Below are 21,900 nucleotides of genomic sequence, written 5' to 3'. Positions count from 1 at the left end.
ATACCTACTTTTTTGTTTAGTAAGGTTTGTAATTGTTTTATATTGAATAAAATTAGTATAGATTTTTAAATAATCCATGTATTAAAGCAGCATTTTTGTATTCATATAACAGAAAGCGAACTCTATTTCGACAATAAAGATAATGCTGATAAATAGATTTTAACTTAAATTTAGCATGTTTAACAAATTAAATGAATAATGGAAAATAAAGATGTGATAAGGTCAGAATATATAGAATTTATGTTATATAATATGTCAAAATATAGTTTTCGATTGTTCAAGATTATGGTATTATAGTTATAGGTTGTAGATTCCAAACGATTAAGAAAAACGACAAAAAATGTAATTATATGTTATATTGCTAATAAAAAGATAACATTTAATCATATGACGTGCGAAGAACAATAAAGGGGGACAAACATGGATATATTTTTAGTAATTGGTCTTATTGGAGGTTTAATAATTGTAGTTGCAGCCATGCTAGAAAAGGGAGCAAGTCTTCAAGTACTTATGAGTGCTGAAGCGATGCTGGTAATCATTGGTGGTACTGTAATAGCCTTGCTAAATTCTTTTCCAAAAGGAGAGTTTACTAAGCTTCCTAAGATTTTTGGTGTTCTTTTTAGTGCTAAGGGGCAAGAAGATCCAGCTGAAATTATAGCACAGCTTGTAGAGATGTCTCAGACAACTAGAAGAGATGGATTACTATCTCTTGAAAGTACTATACAAGGCTTAGAAAATAAGTTTATGAAAAAGGGATTAGAAATGGTGGTTGACGGTTTAGAACCAGATCTTATAAAAGAAGTTCTAGAAATAGAGATTGAGAGTATGGAAGATAGACACCGTCTTGGTGCTACAGCGTTTACAACAGCAGGTGGTACAGCGCCAACACTTGGAGTTTTAGGAGCTGTTATAGGATTAATAGGTGCTCTTGGAAATCTTAATGATATTGAAAAGCTTGGAGAAAGTATAAAATCAGCCTTTGTTGCAACTGTTTATGGTATCTTTACTGGATATTTAATATGGCATCCATTTGCAAATAGGTTAAAAAGAAAATCCCAAGAAGAAATAAAAAATATGAATATTATGCTTGAAGGAATTTTAGCTATTCAGGCAGGAAATAATCCAAAGAGTATTGAAAGAAAGCTAGTAGGAATGCTTGAGCCAAAACAAAGAATAAGATTTGAAGAAAATAATAATGATAACTAGTTAAAAGGAGAAAAGTGATGAGTAAGAAAAAGCAACATCATGAAGAGCATGTAGATGAAGCATGGCTTCTTCCATATTCAGACATGTTAACACTTCTACTAGCACTATTTATCGTTATGTTTGCCATGGGACAAACAGATAAGGCAAAACTTCAGTCAATGGCTAAAGAATTTAATATAATATTTGCTGGTGGATCTGGTGTTATGCATCAAGATGGTAACTCTGCAATTCCTATGGAGGAGTCTGGTATCAGTGATAATAAGGCTGAAGAAGATAAAATGACTGAAATTAAAAAGATGATAGAAGCGGAAATTAAAGAAGAGGGCTATTCTGATAAAGTTAAAGTTGATCTTAATAATGAGGGATTGGCAATTTCTATACAAGATGTTGTACTTTTTAATTCAGGTGAAGCAGATGTACTAAAAGATGTATCACCACTGCTTTTAAAAATTTCACATATGCTTTATGGTTTGGATAATGAAATCAAAGTTGCAGGATATACTGATAATGTGCCGATTAATAACGGGAAGTTTCGTTCAAATTGGGATTTAAGTGCTATGCGTGCTATAAATGTGTTAAATTATATGGTTAGTACAGGTGGTATTAATCAGGAGAAGATATCAATACAGGCTTATGGAGAGCATATGCCCAAAGCATCTAATGCAACAGAGGATGGAAGAGCTAAAAATAGACGAGTGGAAATTTTTGTGGTACGTAAATACCCAGTACCTACAGAGGAGAAATCAAATTAACTAGATAAGAGCTAAGAGATTAATAAGAAATTTTACATATAGCTAACTCAGAGCATTCAATCTATATAGATTGAATGCTCTTTTTATATAAAATTCAAGATATTTTGTGCAATTTGCATTTATGTGTAGTATAGTAGTGCATTTTGCATCAAAATCAATGACTTAAGTGACTTAAAAGATTGTAATAAAAAATTTAATATAGAATATAGAGAGATTAACGTTTTATATAAGAAATATGCAAAAAAGGAGGGAATTAAGATGTCGGAAAGCTTTATAAATGAATCTATGTTAGATATGTATATTTTTGAAACAACTCAGCTTATAGAACAATTAGAACAATTAGTTATTGATGGAGAAAAAGAAAATGGATTCTCAAATTCGATAGATGAAATATTTAGAATTATGCATACAGTCAAAGGATCATCAGCTATGATGCTTTTTAATAACATTTCTGGACTCTCTCATTCTGTTGAAGATTTGTTTTATTATCTTAGAGAAAATAATCCGGATGAAGTTGATAACAATATATTAAGCGATATTGTATTAGATTCAATTGATTTTATCAAAGGCGAAATTTCTAAAATTCAGCAAGGAAATACACCAGATGGAGATTGCGCAAATAAAATTACTAGCATAAAGGAGTTTTTAAATGAACTCAAAGGAATAGAAACAATTGATAGTGATACAGCTCCTAATGAGAATAAATTTGAGCAGCAAAAATTTTTTATAACCAGCGCAAAAAGTAAAAGGGACGCATCTAATCAAAAATACAAAGCTAAAATTCAATTTTCAGAAGATTGCGGAATGGAAAACATAAGGTGCTTTGGCATTCTTCACAAACTATCAGAAGTAGCTGAAATAATATGCAGTTCACCAGAAAATATAATAGATGATGATGAAAAAGCCTGTGAAGAAGTCAGGAAGAATGGGTTTAAAATATTCTTTTCTTCAGATTTAAATCTAGAAGATGTAAAAACGATTTTGAATGAAACTGTTTTTTTAAGTGCACTTGATATTAGATTAATGGGAGAAGATGATGATGAATTTTTAGACAATAAAGAAGTTATAGAAGAAATAGCTATAGAAAAAGAGTGTAGCAAGAAGGAAGAAGAAAAGAAAAATATAGCTGAGGAAAATAAAGGTGAAAAAATATCTTCTCATCAAGGATTTATAAGTCTAAGTGTAGTTAAAGCGGATAGACTTATGGATCTTATTGGGGAGTTAGTAATTTCGGAATCAATGGTTACACAAAATCCGGATTTAATTGGGCTTGAAATTGATAATTTTCAAAAATCGGCAAGGCAACTTCGTAAGATTATAGCAGAGATGCAGGATACAGTAATGTCAATAAGAATGGTTCCACTTTCTGCAACATTTCAAAAGATGAATAGAATCGTTAGAGATATGAGCAAGAAAATGGATAAGGAAGTCAAATTAACGATCATAGGGGAAGAAACAGAGGTAGATAAAAATATAATTGAACATATATCAGACCCTTTAATGCATTTAGTTCGTAATTCCATTGATCATGGAATAGAGACGGTAGAAGAAAGAATTGATAAAGGAAAACAGCAAGTAGGAAATCTGGTGTTAGAAGCTAAAAATGCAGGTAGCGATGTCTTAATTATGGTAAAAGATGATGGCAAAGGCTTGAATGAAGAAAAGATACTAGAAAAAGCAAGAAAAAATGGATTACTTACTAAAGATGAAAGTGAAATGAGTAAAAAAGAAATATTTAATTTGATATTTTTACCGGGATTCTCCACTAAAGAAGCTGTATCAGAATTTAGTGGCAGAGGAGTAGGGATGGATGTTGTAGTAAAAAATATCGAAAAAATAGGGGGGACGGTTAGTGTAGATAGTGTGTTGGAATTTGGTACAAGCATTACTATTAAGATACCATTAACTCTTGCAATTATAGACGGAATGAATGTAAGGGTTGGGAATTCAAGATACACACTTCCAACTAGCTCTATAAAAGAGTTTTTTAGACCGAAAGAAAGCGATATTATAAAAGATCCAGATAATAATGAGATTATTATGGTTAGAGGTCAATGCTATCCTATACTTAGATTAAACGAGCATTTTTCTATAAGAACTGATACAAATAAATTGTCAGATGGAATTCTAATAATGATAGAGCAGGATGAAAAGTGGGTATGCATTTTGGTAGATGAGTTATTAGGACAACAACAAGTAGTTGTTAAAGCTCTCCCAGATTATATAAAGAATATTAGAAATATTAAGGATTTAGCTGGATGTACTCTTTTGGGAGATGGAAATATAAGTCTAATAATTGACATGGATGGATTAATGACAACAGTATAGATATTAAAAACTTAAGTTTAATTAAAATAAGTGGTTAATGGAGGGAAAGAATATGAGGTGGTTAAACAATATAAAGGTTGGAGCAAAATTAATAATTGGGTTCATAGTAGTGGCTTTATTAGCTGGAATAGTTGGTGTTATAGGAATTACAAAAATAAAAAAAGTGGATCAGAACTATACTAGCTTATATTTAGATTATGGAGTATCAATTGCTGATATTGCTAATGTATCCATATCATTTCAAAGACTTAAGATAAATTTGAATAATATTACAATGTATAGAGATGGAAGAGACATGAGTAATTATGTTAATAGAATAAAAAATTACGATGCAAAGATTCAGGAGAGTTTGAAAAAATTTGAAGAGTCAATTCAAGGTGAGGAAGCAAAAACTGAATTTTATAATCTTAATGCGATGTTAGATAAATATGATGGAATAAAAGATAAAATTATAGATTTATCTCTTTCAGGTAAAAATGATGAAGCGCTTGCTTTAATGGGGCAGGATTCAACACAAAAACTATCTGACCAAATAAATAATTCTGTAGATAATCTGTTCCAATTAAAGGAATCAGCAGGCTTTAGTAAATCAAATGAGTATTCTGCAGAGGTTAATAATGCTGTTGTGACTATGATAGTTGTAATAATAGTAGCTATAATTATAGCCATATCACTTGGCATTATTATTTCAAAAGCTATAAGTAACTCTATAGCGAAGCTTATGACTGTAACAAGTGAAATTAGTAAAGGGAACTTAGATGTAGAGATTATTAATGATTCAAAAGATGAAATTGGAATATTATCAGAATCAATGAAAAGAATGAAATATAGATTAAATGAAGTAATTGGTCAGATAGGATTTGCGGCAGAGCAAGTTACAGTTGGATCTAGACAAATAGCAGACTCAACTATAGCTTTATCGCAAGGGGCTACAGAGCAAGCAAGTGCTGTTGAAGAATTGACAGCTTCTATCGAAGAAATATCTTCTCAAATATCAGTAAATGCTGAAAATGCTAAAAAGGCTAATATTATAACAGATAGTACTAAAACAAATGCGGGGAAAAGAAATAATGAAATGAAATTAATGCTTAAGGCAATGGATGAAATTAATGTCTCTTCTAATAATATATCAAGAATTATCAAGGTGATTGATGAAATTGCATTTCAAACCAATATACTTGCTTTAAATGCTGCGGTAGAAGCTGCTAGAGCAGGTCAATATGGGAAAGGCTTTACTGTGGTAGCTGAAGAAGTTAGGAACTTAGCAGCAAGATCTGCAAAGGCAGCTAAAGAAACTACAGAAATAATAGAGGAATCAATTGTTAAAATTCAAGATGGAACCAATATAGCAAATCAAACTGCAGATGCGCTCGAAAGTATTGTCAGTGATATAGAAGAGGTTGCAAAAATAATTAATGGTATATCAGATGCATCTGAAGAACAAGCTACAGGAATTTCACAAATATCACAAGGAATAATACAGATATCACAAGTTGTACAAAGCAATTCAGCGACTTCAGAAGAAAGCGCAGCTGCAAGTGAGGAACTAGCAGGACAGGCAGAAGTTTTAAAGGAACAAGTTCAAATGTTTAAATTAGCAAGTGCTAGAAGTTCAATGACTAGCTTGGACAATAGCTATATGAACCATAGTATTCATGATGATATTAGTAAAAACACAAGAGATTTAAGTGAAACAAGAGATAAACACTTAGAGAGAAAAATATCAAATTCTAAAAAAATAATACTTAACGATAATGAATTTGGAAAATATTAGAGATAAGGTGATTATATGATTTCAATTACGGAAAAAGAATTTGCTCAATTATCCAACTATATAAAAGAGAACTATGGGATTAATCTCAGGGAAGAAAAAAAAATGTTGGTAATTGGAAGGCTCCATAATGTGTTAGCAGAGCATAATATAGAAGATTTTTCTCAATATTATCAATATGTAGTTTCTGATAAGAGTGGAAAGGCAGTTAGTACACTGCTCAATAAAATTACAACAAATCATACATATTTTATGCGTGAGAAAACACATTTTGACTACTTGAAGGAGAAAGTACTTCCTTATTTGATTAATTCAGTAAGGGACAAAGATTTAAGAATATGGTCAGCTGGGTGTTCTTCTGGAGAAGAGGCATACACCATTGCTATGATATTAAGCGAATTCTTTAAACAAGAAAAGTTATGGTGGGATAAAAAAATACTAGCCACAGATATATCCGAAAAGGTATTGAGCATTGCTAAAAATGGAATATATCATAAAGAACAAATCGCACCCTTACCAGAGATGTGGAAGAAGATTTATTTAAAAAAATACGATGAGGAAAATTTCGTATTTTCAGAGAATATTAAAAATGAAATTATATATAGAAAATTTAATTTAATGGAGGATGTATTTCCATTTAAGAAAAAGTTCCATGTTATTTTCTGTAGAAATGTAATGATTTATTTTGATAATAGAACAAAGAATGAGCTAATCCGTAAATTTTATAACAGCATGGAGTACGGTGGATATCTTTTTATAGGGCATTCGGAATCACTAAGTGGTGATACAGCTGGATTTAAGTATATAATGCCATCTGTATATAGAAAGGAATAGACTTATCTTAAGATAATTTAAAGGGCTAAGAAGGTGAAGTTAATGAGATCAATTAGAGTTTTAATAGTTGATGACAGTATAGTATTTAGGGAAGCAATATCAAGAGGAATATCAACGGCACCTAATATAGAGGTTGTTGGAAAAGCGGTAGATCCCTATGATGCTAGAGATAAACTATTAGAATTAAATCCCGATGTTATGATTTGTGATGTACAAATGCCAAAATTAAATGGTGTAGAATTCATTAAAAGGCTTCTTCCTCAATATAAAATTCCAATAATAGTTGTAAGTTCTATAAGCGATGTAGTCTTCGATGCTATGGATGCAGGAGCAGTAGACTTTTTAAGTAAGCCTGATGCTAGAACTCCTAATGGATTTGAAATTTTTATTAATGAGTTAATAATCAAAATTAGAGGAGCAGTAAATGTAAATCTATCTGCTAATTTAGGGCAAATTCCAAAGAGTGGTAGTAATAGGGGAATGGAAAAGAGCATAAATGTTAGAAATAAAGTGATTGCTATAGGAGCATCGACTGGAGGAACAGAAGCTATCTATAACCTATTAAAAAATCTTCCCAAAGATATTCCGGGGATAATTATAGTACAACATATACCACCAGTATTTTCTAAGATGTTTGCAGATAGATTGAATTTGCAAACGCATTTTACTGTTAAAGAAGCTCAGACGGGAGATACCATTGAGCCAGGTAAAGTTTTGATAGCACCAGGAGATAAACATATGAAACTTAAGAAGGCTGCGGATAAGTACATTGTAGAAACTATTCAAGGTAATAAAGTTAATGGACATTGTCCATCTGTAGATGTGCTTTTCGAATCTGTGGCTAAGGTGGCGTCAAAAAATGCTATAGGAGTTATTCTAACAGGAATGGGGCATGATGGAGCAGTAGGGCTTATGTCAATGCGAAGAGCAGGGGCAAGAACTATAGGGCAGGATCAGAAATCCTCTGTTGTATATGGTATGCCAAAAGTTGCTTTTGAAATTGGAGCCGTTGAAAAGCAAGTGGCTATTTCAAATATACCTAGTGTTATTTGCGATATGTTAAAATAAAAATGGACTATTTATACTAGTCCATTTTTTACAGCATAAACTGCAAGTTGAGTACGATCTCTTAAACTAAGCTTTGAAATTATTTCTGTAATAATATTTTTAACAGTACCTTCAGCAATAAATAAAGATGATGCAATTTCTTTATTATCTTTTCCATCAACAATCATAGATACTATTTTTAGTTCTCTTTCAGTTAATGAGATATTTATACCATTAATATCAATAATTTTTTTCTTAGCTTTTTTATTTTCTTTACGCAGATTTAATATCATAGGACTTAAGATATCTTTAGTAATTATGCCAAGCCCTAGTGAGGTGCTTTTTATAGATAGTATAAGTTCCTCAGTACTTATATCTTTTAAGATATATCCGTCAGCACCATTACTTATAGCATCTGTGACATCAGATTTATCATTAGATGCAGTTAAAACTAGTACCTTAACTGATGGAAGTTCTGCTTTTATTAGTTTTGTAGCTTCCGTACCATTACATATAGGCATAGACAGATCCATTAAAACAACATCAGGCATATATTCTTTACATAGATTATAAGCTTCATTTCCATTAGTAGCGCAAGCTACAACTTTTATATCACTGTTATTTTCAATTATGTTTTTAAAACTTTCTCGTAAAAGTTTCTGGTCTTCTGCAATAATTACTCTTGTCATATTCGAACCCTCTCTTTACCCAAATAAGCAATATATTAAATTTTCGTGAAAAATAGACAAATAATATTTATTAAATCTAATGAAAACACAGATTAACCGCTTGTAGATTCTAATATAAATTATAACATTTTACAAATACATGAACAATGTATAAAGCTAATCTTAATTAAACTAATAAAATTTTGTGTGTAAACTTTATTAGTTTAATTTTTAAATTGCAATTGTAAAGATTAGGGGACTATTCATGGTGAAAATCCTTATAAATGTCATCTATATGAAGTAGATTTTAAATAAAAATGCAATCGGCATATTTATACAAATTAATTGTGCAATTTGCATGATACTACATGACTTGTGGTACTACAAACCAATTTTAAAAACATTTAAAATAAAATTAAAGGAAAAGTGGTATTTTTATAGCATTTCATGGGGGTGAAATTATATGAAAAGAGTTTTAGTAGTAGATGATGCGGAATTTATGAGACTCGCTTTAAAATCTATTTTACAAAATTGCGGATTTGAGATCATAGGTGAAGCTGATACTGGTATAAAGGCCGTAAAACTATATAATTTATTAAAACCAGATATTGTGACAATGGATTTGACCATGCCAGAACTTGGGGGAGTAGAGGCAATAAAGATCATTAAGTCAATAGATGAAAATGCAAAGATTATAGTAATTTCGTCATTATCGCATGAAATCCAAGTTAAGGAGGCTATGCTAGCAGGAGCTATATCTTTTATAGTAAAACCTTTCAGGGAGGACATTGTATCTAAACAACTATTAAATATTGAAAGAAATATTAGAAAATAAAACTTTAATATAAGCATGTAATTGAAAGCATTAGGAAATTAACTTGAAATTTAAGATAACATCATAAGAGTAAATTTTATTAGATGGGATGGATTAAGATGTTTGAGGTAAGTAATCTGAAAATAAAAAATAAAATTGGGTTAATATTTACAGGTATTATAGCTATGGAAATTGCTTTGTTTGCCGCATTTAATATCGGAGTGGGAAACGTGGCAGATATAAAAGAAATGCGAATTAATATGATAATAATATTACTGTTTTCTATAATAATCACAGTAATCATGGGATTATTACTAATAAATTTCATCTACAAACATATAAGAAAAATTAATAATATTGCAAGGAAAATTGCTAACGGAGAATTTGACGAAGATATACAGGTGGATTTTATTGATGAATTCGGGGATTTAGCTAATTCACTTAAACAGATACAAAAAAATATAAATAATCTGATCGATGATTCTAATTTAATTGAAGATTGCATTAAAAAAGGTAATTTTGATATAGCTTTAGATTTATCAAAATACTCAGGGGCATGGGGAAATGTACATAGGAAGAGTTTAGCAACAATGAATGTGTTTATAAAGAATATTAGAGCAACTTCACATTACATAGAAAAGATAAGTAAAGGAGAATTCAATGAGAAATACACTAGGGAGGAAATAGGATCATTTAATGTTATAAAAATAAGCATTAATAAACTTATAGATAATCTCAATAATGTAATGGAAAATATTCATTGGTTCAAAGAAAGCTTTAGATTAGGGAATACAAGAGATAAAATAGATGCTACAAAATTTCAAGGCTCTTATAAAGAAATGTTGGAATGTATTAATGATACTACATGGATATCGATAGAAGTATTTATTAAGTTATTTGCAGTGCTTAAATCATATTCAAAAGGAGATTTTACAGCTGAGCTTGAAAAATTCCCAGGAAGGTATGGATTAGTAAATGAGCATATAGAAGACTTAAGAAATAATTTATTAAATATATCTAAGGAACAGATTAATATAGCCAATGAAATTAAATCAGGAAATTTAGCAAAAAGGATAGATTCATCCAAGTTTAATGGATCATGGGCTAAAATGATTGATGGAATTAATGATGTAATTGATGCGTTTGTTGAACCTATTAATATCACAGCTGATTACGTGAAAAGGATAAGTAATGGGGATGTACCAGAAAAGATTAAAAATGAATACCAAGGTGAATTTAATAAGATAAAGAACAATCTGAATACATTAATTGATACTTTAAATTTATTTGTTAAAGAAGTTAATTGGATGAATGATACATTTAAATTAGGTAATACAAGAGATAGAATAGATGTTTCAAAATTCGATGGGGTATATAGGCAAATGGCTCAAAGTGTTAATGATGGAATGTGGATATCTATAGATGTATTAATAAAAATATTTGCAGTATTAAAATCTTATTCAGAAGGAGATTTCTCAGTTGAGCTTGAAAAATTGTCTGGAAGATACGGAATTGCAAATGAAAGTCTGCATGGATTAAAATCTAATATTCTTAAAGTTGTCGATGAACAAATAATGGTTCTTTCAGCAGCGGCTGAAGGAAATTTAGATATTAGAGGTGAAAGTGAAAAATATACAGGAAGCTTTAAAGAACTCATAAGTATAATAAATAAAGCTGTTGATGCTTTTGCTAAGCCAATAGGAGAAATAAAAAGTGTTTTAGAAGAGATGTCAAAAGGTAATCTCAATGTTCGCATTGAGAATTCTTATAAAGGTGATTATGGAAATATAATGAACGCTTTAAATTTATCTGTACAAGAAATTAATCAAGTACTTACTGATATAAATATATCAGCAAATGAGGTGGCTTCGGCATCGATACAAGTCTCAAATGCAAGCCAAAACCTATCGCAAGCATCTGCGGAACAAGCAAGTGCTGTGGAGGAAGTAACTGCTTCGCTTTCAGAGATAGGAGAACAAACAAAATTAAATGCTATAAGTGCTAATGAAGCTAATGAGCTGGCTACAAAAGCAACAACGAATGCTATTAATGGAAATACAGAAATGAGTACTATGCTAAAGGCTATGAATGAGATTAATGAAGCATCTGAAAATATTTCTAAAATAATAAAAGTGATAGATGAAATAGCTTTCCAAACTAATATATTGGCTCTTAACGCAGCGGTAGAAGCCGCAAGGGCAGGACAGCATGGAAAGGGGTTTGCGGTAGTTGCTGAAGAGGTTAGAAATCTTGCAGGTAGAAGTGCAAATGCGGCTAAAGAAACAACAGCTTTGATAGAAGGGTCAATAAGAAAAGTGAATTCTGGAACTCAAATAGCTAACAATACAGCAGAATCACTAAATTCAATAGTTAAAGATATCAGTAGTACTTCTGAGATAGTAAGAAAAATAGCAGCATCTTGTAACGAACAGGCAACTGCAGTATCACAAATAAATGAAGCGATTGAACAAATATCGAGAGTTACTCAGATAAATTCTGCGACATCCGAAGAAACTGCCTCTTCGAGTGAAGAAATGTCTAGCCAGGCAGAAACTTTGAAACAAAGGGTTGCTCAATTCAATCTAAAAAAGAGAAGTTCAAATAAAATATTTTTAGACAGCATAGAAGAAAAGGAAGCATCAAGGCTAGAAAATGCCATAGAGGAGAGAGAATTTGGACAAACATCTAATATAAGAAAAAAAATTAGTATTAATTTAGATGACACAGAGTTTGGAAAGTATTAGTATCGATTTCTAGTAGAAGAGAGGAAGTGTTAGCATGAATACAAACATAATTAATGATAATGCAGATATGGAAGAAGATACTCAGAAGGGAAAATACCTCACATTTATACTTGATGATGAATCTTATGGTATAGGAATAAATAATGTTACAGAGATTATTGGAATACAACCTATAACTTTGGTTCCAGAACTTCCAGATTATATAAGAGGAATTATTAATTTAAGAGGAAAAATAATTCCGGTGATGGATGTGAGATTAAGATTTAAGAAGGATTTTAGGGAGTATAATGATAGGACTTGTATAATCGTAATAGATATTAATGACTTATCAATAGGTCTTATTGTTGATAGTGTTTCTGAGGTTCTAATAATACCAGATCAAGACATTGTACCTCCACCTAATCTAAGCAAAGTTAGCAATAAGTACATAAAGGGGATAGGAAAAATAGATAATCAAGTTAAGTTGATTTTAGATTGTAATAAGTTAATAAACGATGAGGATGCTGAAACCCTAAATAACATTGAACAATAGAGGGAGGACATTATTATGAAATGGTTCAAAAATATGAAAATAGGTTTAAAAATACTTCTGGGATTCTTATTTGCAGCTTTCATTGCAGGTATTACGGGGATATATTGCATTTCTAATATAAATAAAATTAGTGATCTTGATACTAAATTATATGATAAAATGACTCAGCCATTGGGAGATGTTATTGAGGTTTCAAATGACTTTAATAATATAAGAGCTAATACTAGAGACATTTTGCTTTCAGATAATACAGGGGAAATTCAAGATTATATTAGTGGAATTAAGGACAATAGCGATAAGTTTGATTATAGCTTAAATAAATTGTCAGAAACAACATTAACTATTGAAGGAAAAAAGGCTATTGAGGAGATAAAGGTTTCTAAATCAGAATATATGAATCTTATAAGTAAAATAACTCAACTAAAGAATCAAAATAAAAATCAAGAAGCAATTAATATTTTATATTCAGAGGGAAAACCAGTTTTAGAAAAGTTACAGTCAAATTTAAAAACATATACAGATTTAAAACTAAAGATAGCTAAAGAAACTTCGGATGGTAATAGCAAAACAGCAGATAACACAACATTATTAACAGCAATAATATTAATTATAGGAGTAATTTTATCAATACTAACAGGAGTATTTATCTCTTTATCTATAAGTAGACCAGTTAATAAGATAATAAGAATAGCAGATAAAATTGCAGATGGAGACTTCAATATAAGTGTTAATATAGAGAGCAAAGATGAGATCGGATTATTGGCTCTTTCTTTTAAAAGAATGGCTGAAAAATTAAATAATACTATCTGCAATATAAATTCAGCAACAGAACAAGTTTCAGCAGGGGCAAAACAAGTTTCTGATTCAAGTGTAGCACTTTCAGAAGGGGCTATGGAACAGGCTAGCTCCATTGAAGAATTAACAGCATCTATTGAAGAGATATCTGCCCAAACAAAAATGAATGCAGAGAACTCCACAAATGCTAATGAAATTGCTGTTAGCGCAAAAATAAATGCTCAAGAAGGATATGAGCAAATGAAAGCAATGAAAATAGCGGTAGAAGATATAAACAATGCTTCAACAAGTATATATAAGATTATAAAAGTTATTGATGAAATTGCATTTCAAACTAATATTTTAGCTTTAAATGCGGCGGTTGAAGCGGCAAGGGCTGGACAGCATGGAAAAGGTTTTGCAGTGGTTGCAGAGGAAGTTAGAAATCTGGCAGCAAGATCTGCAAAAGCTGCAAAGGAAACTGCAGAGATGATTGAGGGCGCTATTAGAAAGGCAGAAATGGGAACTAAGATAGCAAAACAGACATCTGAAGCACTAAATAAAATTGTAGAAGATACTGTGAAGGTTGCTGAATTCATAAATCAAATAGCAGTAGCTTCAAATGAACAGGCAGAAGGAATATCTCAAATTAATCAAGGAGTTATTCAGATATCAGCAGTAGTGCAAACTAATTCAGCGACAGCAGAAGAAAGTGCATCTGCAAGCGAAGAGTTGGCATCTCAAGCAGAGATGTTGAAAGATCAAGTTTCAAAATTTAAATTAAGGCAAACTAAAAGCTGTTTAGTAAATAATTCAATTAAAAACATAGATTTTGATATGATGTAAAAATATGAATGATTTAAAATTAGTTTCATGGAGTGAAGCCTATGATAAATGATATTAGAGTTTTGATAATAGAAGATTCAAAAGCCTCTTTGAATTTTGAGGTAGCACAACTTAAAAGAAGTGGTTTCAATGTAGACTATGAGCAAATAGAAAATGCAGAAGATTTAAGAAAGGCGTTAAATTGTAAGGAGTGGGACATAATTCTATCTGATCATGTAATGCCAAATTTTAATTCTATTGAAGCATTGAAAATATTAAATGAAACAAAGTTAGATATACCATTTATTATAGTATCAGGTGAAATTGGGGAGGAGACAGCTGTTGAAGCCATGCGTGCTGGATGCAAGGATTATATCATGAAGGATAAAATGGCACGTCTTGGAATGGTTGTAAAAAGAGAACTTAAGGATTTGCATGAAAGAGTTGAGAGAAAAAGAGTAGAGGAAGAGATGAGAAATCTTCTTATAAGGTCAAAGGAAGAAGCAGAAGCAGCAAATAAAGCAAAAAGCAATTTTCTTGCAAATATGAGTCATGAGATAAGGACGCCACTTAATGGTGTTATAGGGATGATTGAGCTTACATTAATGAATAGTGAGTTAAAAGATGAATTGAGAGAAAATCTTCTAATTGCGAAAGATAGTGCTTATTCATTGATTAATATTGTGAATGCGATACTGAATTTTTCAAAATCAGAAGCAGGAAAAATGGAATTGAGGGAATCGAATTTTAATCTTAAAAATTTGATATATAACACACTTAAAATCTATTCATACGATGTAAGAAAAAAAGGAATTACCCTAGAATACAAAGATTCAGATGAAATTCCGGATTTATTGTATGGAGATTCTGAAAAGTTACAACAAATACTTAATAATTTGATAAGCAATGCAATAAAATTCACAGATGAAGGAATAATTTCATTAATAATAAAAAAAGAGCAGATAATAGGGGAAAAGGTTATTTTAAGGTTTTTAGTTAAAGATACAGGAATAGGAATTAGTGAAGAAGATAAGAATTTATTATTTAAAAGTTTTAGTCAATTAAATAATTCTTATTCCCGTGAATATAATGGAACTGGATTAGGACTTGCATTTTCAAAACAATTGGTTGAAATATTGGGGGGAGGGATTTGCGTTGAAAGTCATATGGGACTAGGAAGCACATTTAGTTTTACAGCGGCTTTCAGACTAGTAAAGAGAGGAAAAGTGAATATTAATTCACATGAATTACAAGAGAAAAGAAATTTCGAAAATTCGAATGAAATAAATAGAAGCACAGAGTTAAACACAGAATTAAGAAGATTAGTTGAAAAAATGGATGAGGCAAATAATGATCTAATCAAAATTGAGAAGATAGCAGAGATTATAAATAACTCTATAGTTATTTCTAAATTTGATGAACTAGTGATGATGGGATTTAAGTTAAAAGCAAATGCACGAAGGGGAAATGAGGAAAAAGTAAAAGTGACTTTTGAGCAATTGAGAGAACACATTATTAGTCTAATGCATATATAAAATTTGGGTTGAAAAGAGGTTGGTATATGAGAATTCTTATTGCGGAAGATGATTATGTAAATAGACGGTTTTTATTTAAGTTTTTTTCACAATATGGCGATTGCGATATGGTAGTTAACGGAGAGGAAGCTGTCCAGGCATTTATGTTTTCAGTGGAGGAGAAAGATCCATATGATGTTGTATGTCTTGACATAATGATGCCAAAGTTAGATGGGTTAAAAGCACTGAAGATGATTAATTCAATTGAGAAAGAAAAACAAATAACCTATGAAAATTTGTCTAAAAAGTTTGTGATTACGGCCTTAGATAATGCAAAAGATGTTCAAAATGCTTTTGAACTAGGGTGTGAAGTGTATGTAACTAAGCCAATAAATACTGATAAATTAATTGAAGTTATGAAGAAATTAAATTTAGATATAGATGATGAAAAATAATTTAAATTATATAGGTATCTGGTATAGGCAAGGGTGTTTTAAAGTGTATTCGTATAGAAGATATTTTTATATAAAGGAAGTAACTTATTAAAAGTAATTTATGAGAGGGTGTTTTATTATGAATTTAAATTGGGACAATAATTTAGCAACGGGGATTGTAAATATCGATAATCAACACAAAGAACTATTTGATCGTATTAATAAACTATTGATTGCTATGAAAGAAGGAAAGGGTAAGGATGAGGTTATAGGAACTTTAAATTTCCTTGAAGATTATGTTATAAAGCATTTTACTGAGGAAGAAGAAATCCAAAAGAAAAATAATTATCCTAAATATAGCATTCAACATAAGCAACACGAAGAATTTAAAGATGAGCTTAAAGAATTGAGAAGAACCTTTGAAAATAATGGAACATATGCATTATTTGTGATAAAGGTACAAAATAGAATGTCAACTTGGTGGAAGAGTCATATACGGGATTTAGATAAGGATTTAGGAAAATTTTTAATAGAAAATTCTAAATAATATTAAGATATTTTGGATAAGGGGGATACATATATGAGAAGTTGGGTTGTAAATTTAAATTTGAAGTTTGTAAATAAATATAATGTTCCATTCAATAGTTTCGTTATTAAGGCAGAAGAAAAGGAAGAATTTCTAGTAAAAATGGATAAGGTATTAATAAAGGTTATGGAGTTAGTCAAATTTGAAATTGATGATATATCACCATTTGATTATAAAGAATTACCAGAAGAAATTGTTAATGAATATATTTGTGTAGATTAATTATGCTAAACATTTAAATTCTTAGGGTAAGGATTATATATAGATAATGATATTTGGGTATAGAAGTATAAATTATGAGAGGGTGTATGAAATATGTATGAAGTATTGAAAAGGGATGAAAGAGGATTAATAAATAATAAAATAGCGTCATCAATGGTAAAGATTACTCATGAAGATAATGATTCGGTTATTATGGATATTAGCAGAATCAATATTAGTGGTGAGGTACTTATGCATTTTATGAATTCAAATTGGGATGCTGTGTTATCCACTGGAGTTGACAATATTGATAGACAGCATCAAGAAATATTTAGATTAATTAATAATTTGGTAAGTGCCATGAATGAAGAAAAAAGCAAGATAGAGATTATTAAGGTGTTGGATTCTCTTGAAGAACATGCAATTCGCCATATTAATGAAGAAGAAGCAATCCAAAAGGAAAATAACTATCCAGGATTAGAGATTCAGCAGATGCAGCATGAAGAATTTAAAGAGTGCTTAAGGGATATAAGAAGCTTTTTAGAAACTAGAGAAATATCAACATTATTTATTATACATATGCAACAAAAAATATTTAAATGGTGTAGAAAACATATGCTAACCGCAGATAAAGATTTAGGAGAATTCCTAATAAATAGTCGTAGAAATTAGCTGATAATTTAAAAGGATAGTACTAAGAACGAAAATAGAACCTATGAAATATATACTCTGAAAAGAGCTATTTCATAGGTTCTATTTAAATAATAATTCTTTAGTACAGTCTTTTTTTATTATATATTTATATTAGTATAGACCTCTGATAAAAGAAGCTTCTGATTTTTTTTAAGGCTATGGAGATGACAGTAAGTAGATTACTTAAATGCGATTCGATATTATTATAATTGCTGTTTTTCAATAAATTATTAATTTTAGTAGTTTCCTCATAGAGATCAGCTATTCTATAATTTCCGGAAAGACCTTTCAAATTATGAATTATTTTTTGAATATTTTCTAAATCACTTCCAATCATGGCGGTCTTTAACTCTGATAGTGCTAGATTAAATTCATTAATCAATTCGGCATAAAGTTCTGACACTTGTTGAAGATTAAGTCCTAAATCATTTGAAAAACCAATTATGTCATAATTTTTGTCGTAATTCATAAATTATATAGCTCCTCTTTTTTAAAATATAGTATGTCCTATTAATTGATATCTTCTTTATTAATTTTAGCTAACATAGTGCACACCTTTTCGATAAAGTTTGGAATATCAATTGGTTTAGTAATATAATCAGAAAATCCTAATGATAATCCTTTTTCTATATCTCTAGGCATTGCATGGGCACTAACAGCGATGATTGGAATATCTTTAGTCTCTTTATGCATTTTGAGTCTTTTGAAGACTTCATAACCGTCTATCCCAGGTAAATTTATATCTAGTAATATAATATCTGGCTTATGGGCAACAGCTAAATCTAGACACAGCTCACCAGAATTTGCTGAAAGCATTTTTAAATTACTAATTTGGGATAGAGCACGTTCAACAAGTCGTAAATTAGCAGGATTATCTTCAGCATATAATATTGTACGAAATTTATCGTTAGGGAAATAAGTTCTATTTTCAGATGTCATCATATTTTCAGAAGTTTGCAAAATAGATGATTCTATGCAAGGAAGTTCAATCCAAAAGTGACTGCCAGCACCTTTTTCGCTAGTTACAAATATTTCACCATTCATTAATTCAGTTAGTTGTTTAGCGACTGCAAGCCCAATACCAGTACCCTCAATTGAATTATTAATTCTGTTTAGACGATAAAATGGTTTAAAAATCAATTCTAAATCAGAATTAGATAAACCAATGCCAGTGTCAATAACATGAAATCTATACTTATCATTAACCTTATCATGATAAAAGATTACTTGGCCATCTTTTTTGTTGTACTTAATTGCGTTAGATAGCAAATTGAGCAAAATTTGTTTTAATCGTGTATGGTCAGCCGAAACAAATTCATCTGAATTATCTATAGGATAATTAATAATTTTTATTTTATGCTTATCTGCAAATGGTTTTATTATGGAAATAGTCTCTTCCATTACATGTTTAATCGGAACAGATTCAATTGAAATGCTCATTTTTCCTGATTCGATTTTTGCTAAATCTAATATTTCGTTAATTAACTCTAGCAAGTGGCTGCCAGCTTTGGATATTTCCTTAACACTTTGACTCTGAGAAGGAGTTAATGGAGATTCAGGGTCTAATTCTAAAATTTGAGAAAATCCTAATATAGCATTTAACGGTGTTCTAAGCTCATGACTCATGCTAGATAAAAATTCGGATTTTGCTTTACTAGCTTTTTCAGCCTCTTCTTTTGCCGTAATAATAGAACGAGCCATTTTCTTTTGTTCTGTAATATCACGAGTTAGAACTACTACTCTATCGTTATAGTTTAGATGTGGAGAGATACATGCCTCAAACCATTTTAATCCATCCTTAAATTGAATATTAAAGTCCATAGTAGTAGAGTTTCTTGATTTAATGACATAATGTATCTTCTCTTTAGCAATTTTAGCTGTACTTTCATCTAAAATATCATAGATAGAATTAAGATGACCGTGCATATGTAGTTTATACAAATAAGTATGGACGCTGGACCATAACTTAGTGATATAACCGTTTATATCTATCTCTGAGATTATGTCATTAATTGAATCAACAAGTGACCTGAAATCAACTTCTTTTTTTCTGAGTTCAGATTGGGTAACTAATAAATTTTTATTTGTTTCACCGATATGATGTCCCATTTCTATCAAATTTAATGCTATATCTTCTAATTCTGAGATCTTTAATAGTGGATCAGCTATATCATATTTACCACTACTAATCTCCTGAACAATATTATTAATATTTAGCAGAGAGCCAGAAACAATATGGCTCATATTTTTTACTTTCTTATAAGTAATTAAGAAAAATAAAAGATACGATAAAATTAATCCTAATATTGTAATGATTCCAATTTTCAATAAATTATTTCTTAGCATATCAGCATTAGAGTATATATTTTTTGTTGGAACAACTATTAATAATTTTAAATCCGTATTAGGTATAGCAGACCAACATGCAATTCTAGGTTCTTCTTTTAGTGTGAAATTTGAAAATCCAGTTTCGCTAGTTTGAATTTCATCCATTAATGAGGATAAATCATTATTGTTATACAAGTTATACTGATAATACCCGTTTCCATATTTTAAAACGAGTTGATCTAAATTCAAATCACTTTTTCCAACATCAGAAAGTGAAAGAATATTACCATCTTTTCCAATCAATAAGTTATAACCATTCCAAGGAATATCAATTTCTAAAACCTTATTGACAATTGAATCCATATTTATATCAATGCCTACAACACCTTCCAAAAAATTTCCGTTATAAACAGGATATATAGCAGAACTTATAAAATTGTTGTTACTTGAATTAAAATCATGAACAACCCATTTTACTTTTTGATCTGGATTATGGTTAGCATCAGCTTCATAATAAAATTTGCTAGAAGGTGATTGTAGAGAATAATTATAGCTATTAAAAACATCAACGTATGGGTAAGTTATATTTAAGGAATCAAAGGTGTTAAAATATATAGAATTAACTAATGGACAAGAATTCTTAATATCTGCCATTAATTTTTGTTGTGTTAATACCTTGGCTATTTTCTTTTCTTTATCATCTCTTGTAGCAGGCAGAAAATTATTATAAAAAATTGCTGCCTCATCAGCTGAATTATTCTCTTTAGTATAGTAAATATTATCATTTGAATATGATAACCTGCTATATTCTGTAGGAGTTAAAGAAGCTGGAGTTAATAAAGCATGTCCCATTTGTAAACTGAAAAACATTGTAGAATTTGAAATAGATGATAAGTGCTGATCAATTAAGTTAACTTCTTGTTTAATAATTTTATTAAGTTCACTTTTTGATTGATCTTTGTAAAAGGCAACCGAACTTTTATGAGACCAGTAATTTGAGATGAAATATATACAAATAAAAATTATTTCAATAATTATTAATGGAATTAATGCATTACGAATATAGGACTGCCAAATCCATTTATAAAGAGAAATGTTTTTATTAGTATTTGTTTTATTCATAATATCACCTCATCCACTATGCATGGTAATCATAAACAGTCCAAGGTACTCGTAATTTTTGAAATTATATCATTATAATTAAATGGTTTAGTAATGAAATCAGCAGCACCTTTAGCCAACGCTTTATCATAGTATTCTTTATCGTTTTCAGCAGAGATCATAATTATAGATAGTTCACTATCATCCTTTATAAGATTTAGTTCATCTATAATTTGAAGTCCATCAACAAATGGCATCCTAAAGTCTAATAGTATCAAATTAGGTTTATATGTAGAATATAATCTTAAAATTTCTCTAGAGTCTGTTAATTTTTTTATATTATTATAACCAGATATGTTAAGCATTCTTTCAAGTAGTAAAACATTAGCAATATTATCATCAACTATCAAAATTTTTGACATTGATTTATCGACATTCATAATTTAATCCCCTCTCAAAAAAACTTAAAAGTCAACACCTAAATACTTACAAAATTAATACCTACTATCAATAATATAACATATTTTAGAAAAAAGTTTAACCAAATTTTAGTTTTTTCTTATAATTATTTCAGTATCTAATATTAAAATAATTATGAGATTAACAAATGAAGTTCAACAACTAAAAAATAAGAGAAGCGATGAATATATACAAAAGGAATAAATTACATATTTAAAATATATACATACTATATTTAGAAGGTAAGAGGTTAGAATAGTTATAGTATTCCTAAGTTAATATAGTATTC

The 21,900-nt window shown here is 29.9% G+C and carries 19 protein-coding genes; 15 read left to right on the top strand and 4 right to left on the bottom strand.

Going from position 1 to position 21,900, the window contains the following annotated elements; translation table 11 throughout:
* Positions 1–420: 420 nt before the first annotated feature.
* The 6 genes from motA (at position 421) to KEC93_RS24230 (ending at position 7,959) form a co-directional block, all read left to right on the top strand.
* A complete protein-coding gene (gene motA, locus KEC93_RS24255; protein WP_039773013.1) occupies positions 421–1,206 on the top strand; it encodes a flagellar motor stator protein MotA in 786 nt (261 codons plus the stop codon).
* Between the two features lie 17 nt (positions 1,207–1,223).
* Positions 1,224–1,958 carry a flagellar motor protein MotB gene (locus tag KEC93_RS24250; RefSeq protein ID WP_039773011.1) on the top strand — a complete coding sequence of 245 codons (735 nt, stop codon included), beginning with the start codon at positions 1,224–1,226 and terminating at the stop codon, positions 1,956–1,958.
* Positions 1,959–2,216: 258 nt separating this feature from the next.
* On the top strand, positions 2,217–4,286 hold the full coding sequence (locus KEC93_RS24245) for a chemotaxis protein CheA (RefSeq protein WP_077867699.1): 2,070 nt from the start codon (positions 2,217–2,219) through the stop codon (positions 4,284–4,286).
* Positions 4,287–4,338: 52 nt separating this feature from the next.
* Entirely contained in the window at positions 4,339–6,060 is a 1,722-nt protein-coding gene (locus KEC93_RS24240; RefSeq protein WP_039773007.1) for a methyl-accepting chemotaxis protein, read from the top strand.
* A gap of 15 nt (positions 6,061–6,075) precedes the next feature.
* The gene (locus KEC93_RS24235) at positions 6,076–6,891 is read left to right on the top strand and encodes a CheR family methyltransferase (protein ID WP_039773005.1); all 816 of its coding nucleotides are present in this window, start codon (positions 6,076–6,078) and stop codon (positions 6,889–6,891) included.
* Between the two features lie 42 nt (positions 6,892–6,933).
* Positions 6,934–7,959, top strand: a complete 1,026-nt coding sequence (locus KEC93_RS24230) for a protein-glutamate methylesterase/protein-glutamine glutaminase (RefSeq protein WP_017212172.1) — start codon at positions 6,934–6,936, stop codon at positions 7,957–7,959.
* Between the two features lie 11 nt (positions 7,960–7,970).
* Here KEC93_RS24230 and KEC93_RS24225 read toward each other — a convergent pair whose 3' ends face one another.
* Positions 7,971–8,627 carry a response regulator gene (locus KEC93_RS24225; protein ID WP_077867700.1) on the bottom strand — a complete coding sequence of 219 codons (657 nt, stop codon included), beginning with the start codon at positions 8,625–8,627 and terminating at the stop codon, positions 7,971–7,973.
* Positions 8,628–9,069: 442 nt separating this feature from the next.
* Between KEC93_RS24225 and KEC93_RS24220 the strand changes: the two genes are divergently transcribed.
* The 9 genes from KEC93_RS24220 (at position 9,070) to KEC93_RS24180 (ending at position 17,702) form a co-directional block, all read left to right on the top strand.
* Positions 9,070–9,441: a response regulator gene (locus KEC93_RS24220; protein WP_023975972.1), complete on the top strand. Its 372-nt coding sequence runs from the start codon at positions 9,070–9,072 to the stop codon at positions 9,439–9,441.
* A 98-nt stretch (positions 9,442–9,539) separates the two neighbouring features.
* Positions 9,540–12,164 carry a methyl-accepting chemotaxis protein gene (locus KEC93_RS24215; RefSeq protein ID WP_039773000.1) on the top strand — a complete coding sequence of 875 codons (2,625 nt, stop codon included), beginning with the start codon at positions 9,540–9,542 and terminating at the stop codon, positions 12,162–12,164.
* Positions 12,165–12,198: 34 nt separating this feature from the next.
* The gene (locus KEC93_RS24210; protein ID WP_012060974.1) at positions 12,199–12,696 is read left to right on the top strand and encodes a chemotaxis protein CheW; all 498 of its coding nucleotides are present in this window, start codon (positions 12,199–12,201) and stop codon (positions 12,694–12,696) included.
* A 15-nt stretch (positions 12,697–12,711) separates the two neighbouring features.
* Positions 12,712–14,316, top strand: a complete 1,605-nt coding sequence (locus tag KEC93_RS24205; RefSeq protein WP_077867701.1) for a methyl-accepting chemotaxis protein — start codon at positions 12,712–12,714, stop codon at positions 14,314–14,316.
* A gap of 41 nt (positions 14,317–14,357) precedes the next feature.
* Complete coding sequence (locus KEC93_RS24200) at positions 14,358–15,830, top strand: hybrid sensor histidine kinase/response regulator (protein ID WP_039772996.1); 1,473 nt, start codon at positions 14,358–14,360, stop codon at positions 15,828–15,830.
* 26 nt (positions 15,831–15,856) lie between these two features.
* Entirely contained in the window at positions 15,857–16,264 is a 408-nt protein-coding gene (locus tag KEC93_RS24195) for a response regulator (RefSeq protein ID WP_077867702.1), read from the top strand.
* Positions 16,265–16,382: 118 nt separating this feature from the next.
* The gene (locus tag KEC93_RS24190; protein ID WP_077867703.1) at positions 16,383–16,790 is read left to right on the top strand and encodes a bacteriohemerythrin; all 408 of its coding nucleotides are present in this window, start codon (positions 16,383–16,385) and stop codon (positions 16,788–16,790) included.
* A gap of 33 nt (positions 16,791–16,823) precedes the next feature.
* Positions 16,824–17,051, top strand: coding sequence for a hypothetical protein (locus tag KEC93_RS24185; RefSeq protein ID WP_077867704.1), 228 nt, complete (start codon positions 16,824–16,826; stop codon positions 17,049–17,051).
* A 93-nt stretch (positions 17,052–17,144) separates the two neighbouring features.
* Positions 17,145–17,702, top strand: a complete 558-nt coding sequence (locus KEC93_RS24180; protein WP_238892622.1) for a bacteriohemerythrin — start codon at positions 17,145–17,147, stop codon at positions 17,700–17,702.
* Positions 17,703–17,829: 127 nt separating this feature from the next.
* Here the strand turns inward: KEC93_RS24180 and KEC93_RS24175 are convergent, their stop codons facing one another.
* Genes KEC93_RS24175 through KEC93_RS24165 form a run of 3 tightly spaced genes read right to left on the bottom strand, consistent with a single transcriptional unit; the run spans position 17,830 to position 21,592 of the window.
* A complete protein-coding gene (locus tag KEC93_RS24175) occupies positions 17,830–18,192 on the bottom strand; it encodes an Hpt domain-containing protein (protein WP_077829069.1) in 363 nt (120 codons plus the stop codon).
* Positions 18,193–18,233: 41 nt separating this feature from the next.
* Positions 18,234–21,173: an ATP-binding protein gene (locus KEC93_RS24170; protein ID WP_077867705.1), complete on the bottom strand. Its 2,940-nt coding sequence runs from the start codon at positions 21,171–21,173 to the stop codon at positions 18,234–18,236.
* A 29-nt stretch (positions 21,174–21,202) separates the two neighbouring features.
* Positions 21,203–21,592: a response regulator gene (locus tag KEC93_RS24165; protein WP_077867706.1), complete on the bottom strand. Its 390-nt coding sequence runs from the start codon at positions 21,590–21,592 to the stop codon at positions 21,203–21,205.
* Positions 21,593–21,900 lie beyond the last annotated feature (308 nt).

The sequence above is a fragment of the Clostridium beijerinckii genome (genome assembly GCF_018223745.1).
GTDB classification, from domain to species: domain Bacteria; phylum Bacillota; class Clostridia; order Clostridiales; family Clostridiaceae; genus Clostridium; species Clostridium beijerinckii.
Note: the sequence above shows the minus strand (reverse complement) of the source record. Positions and strands in the feature narration are given on the sequence as shown.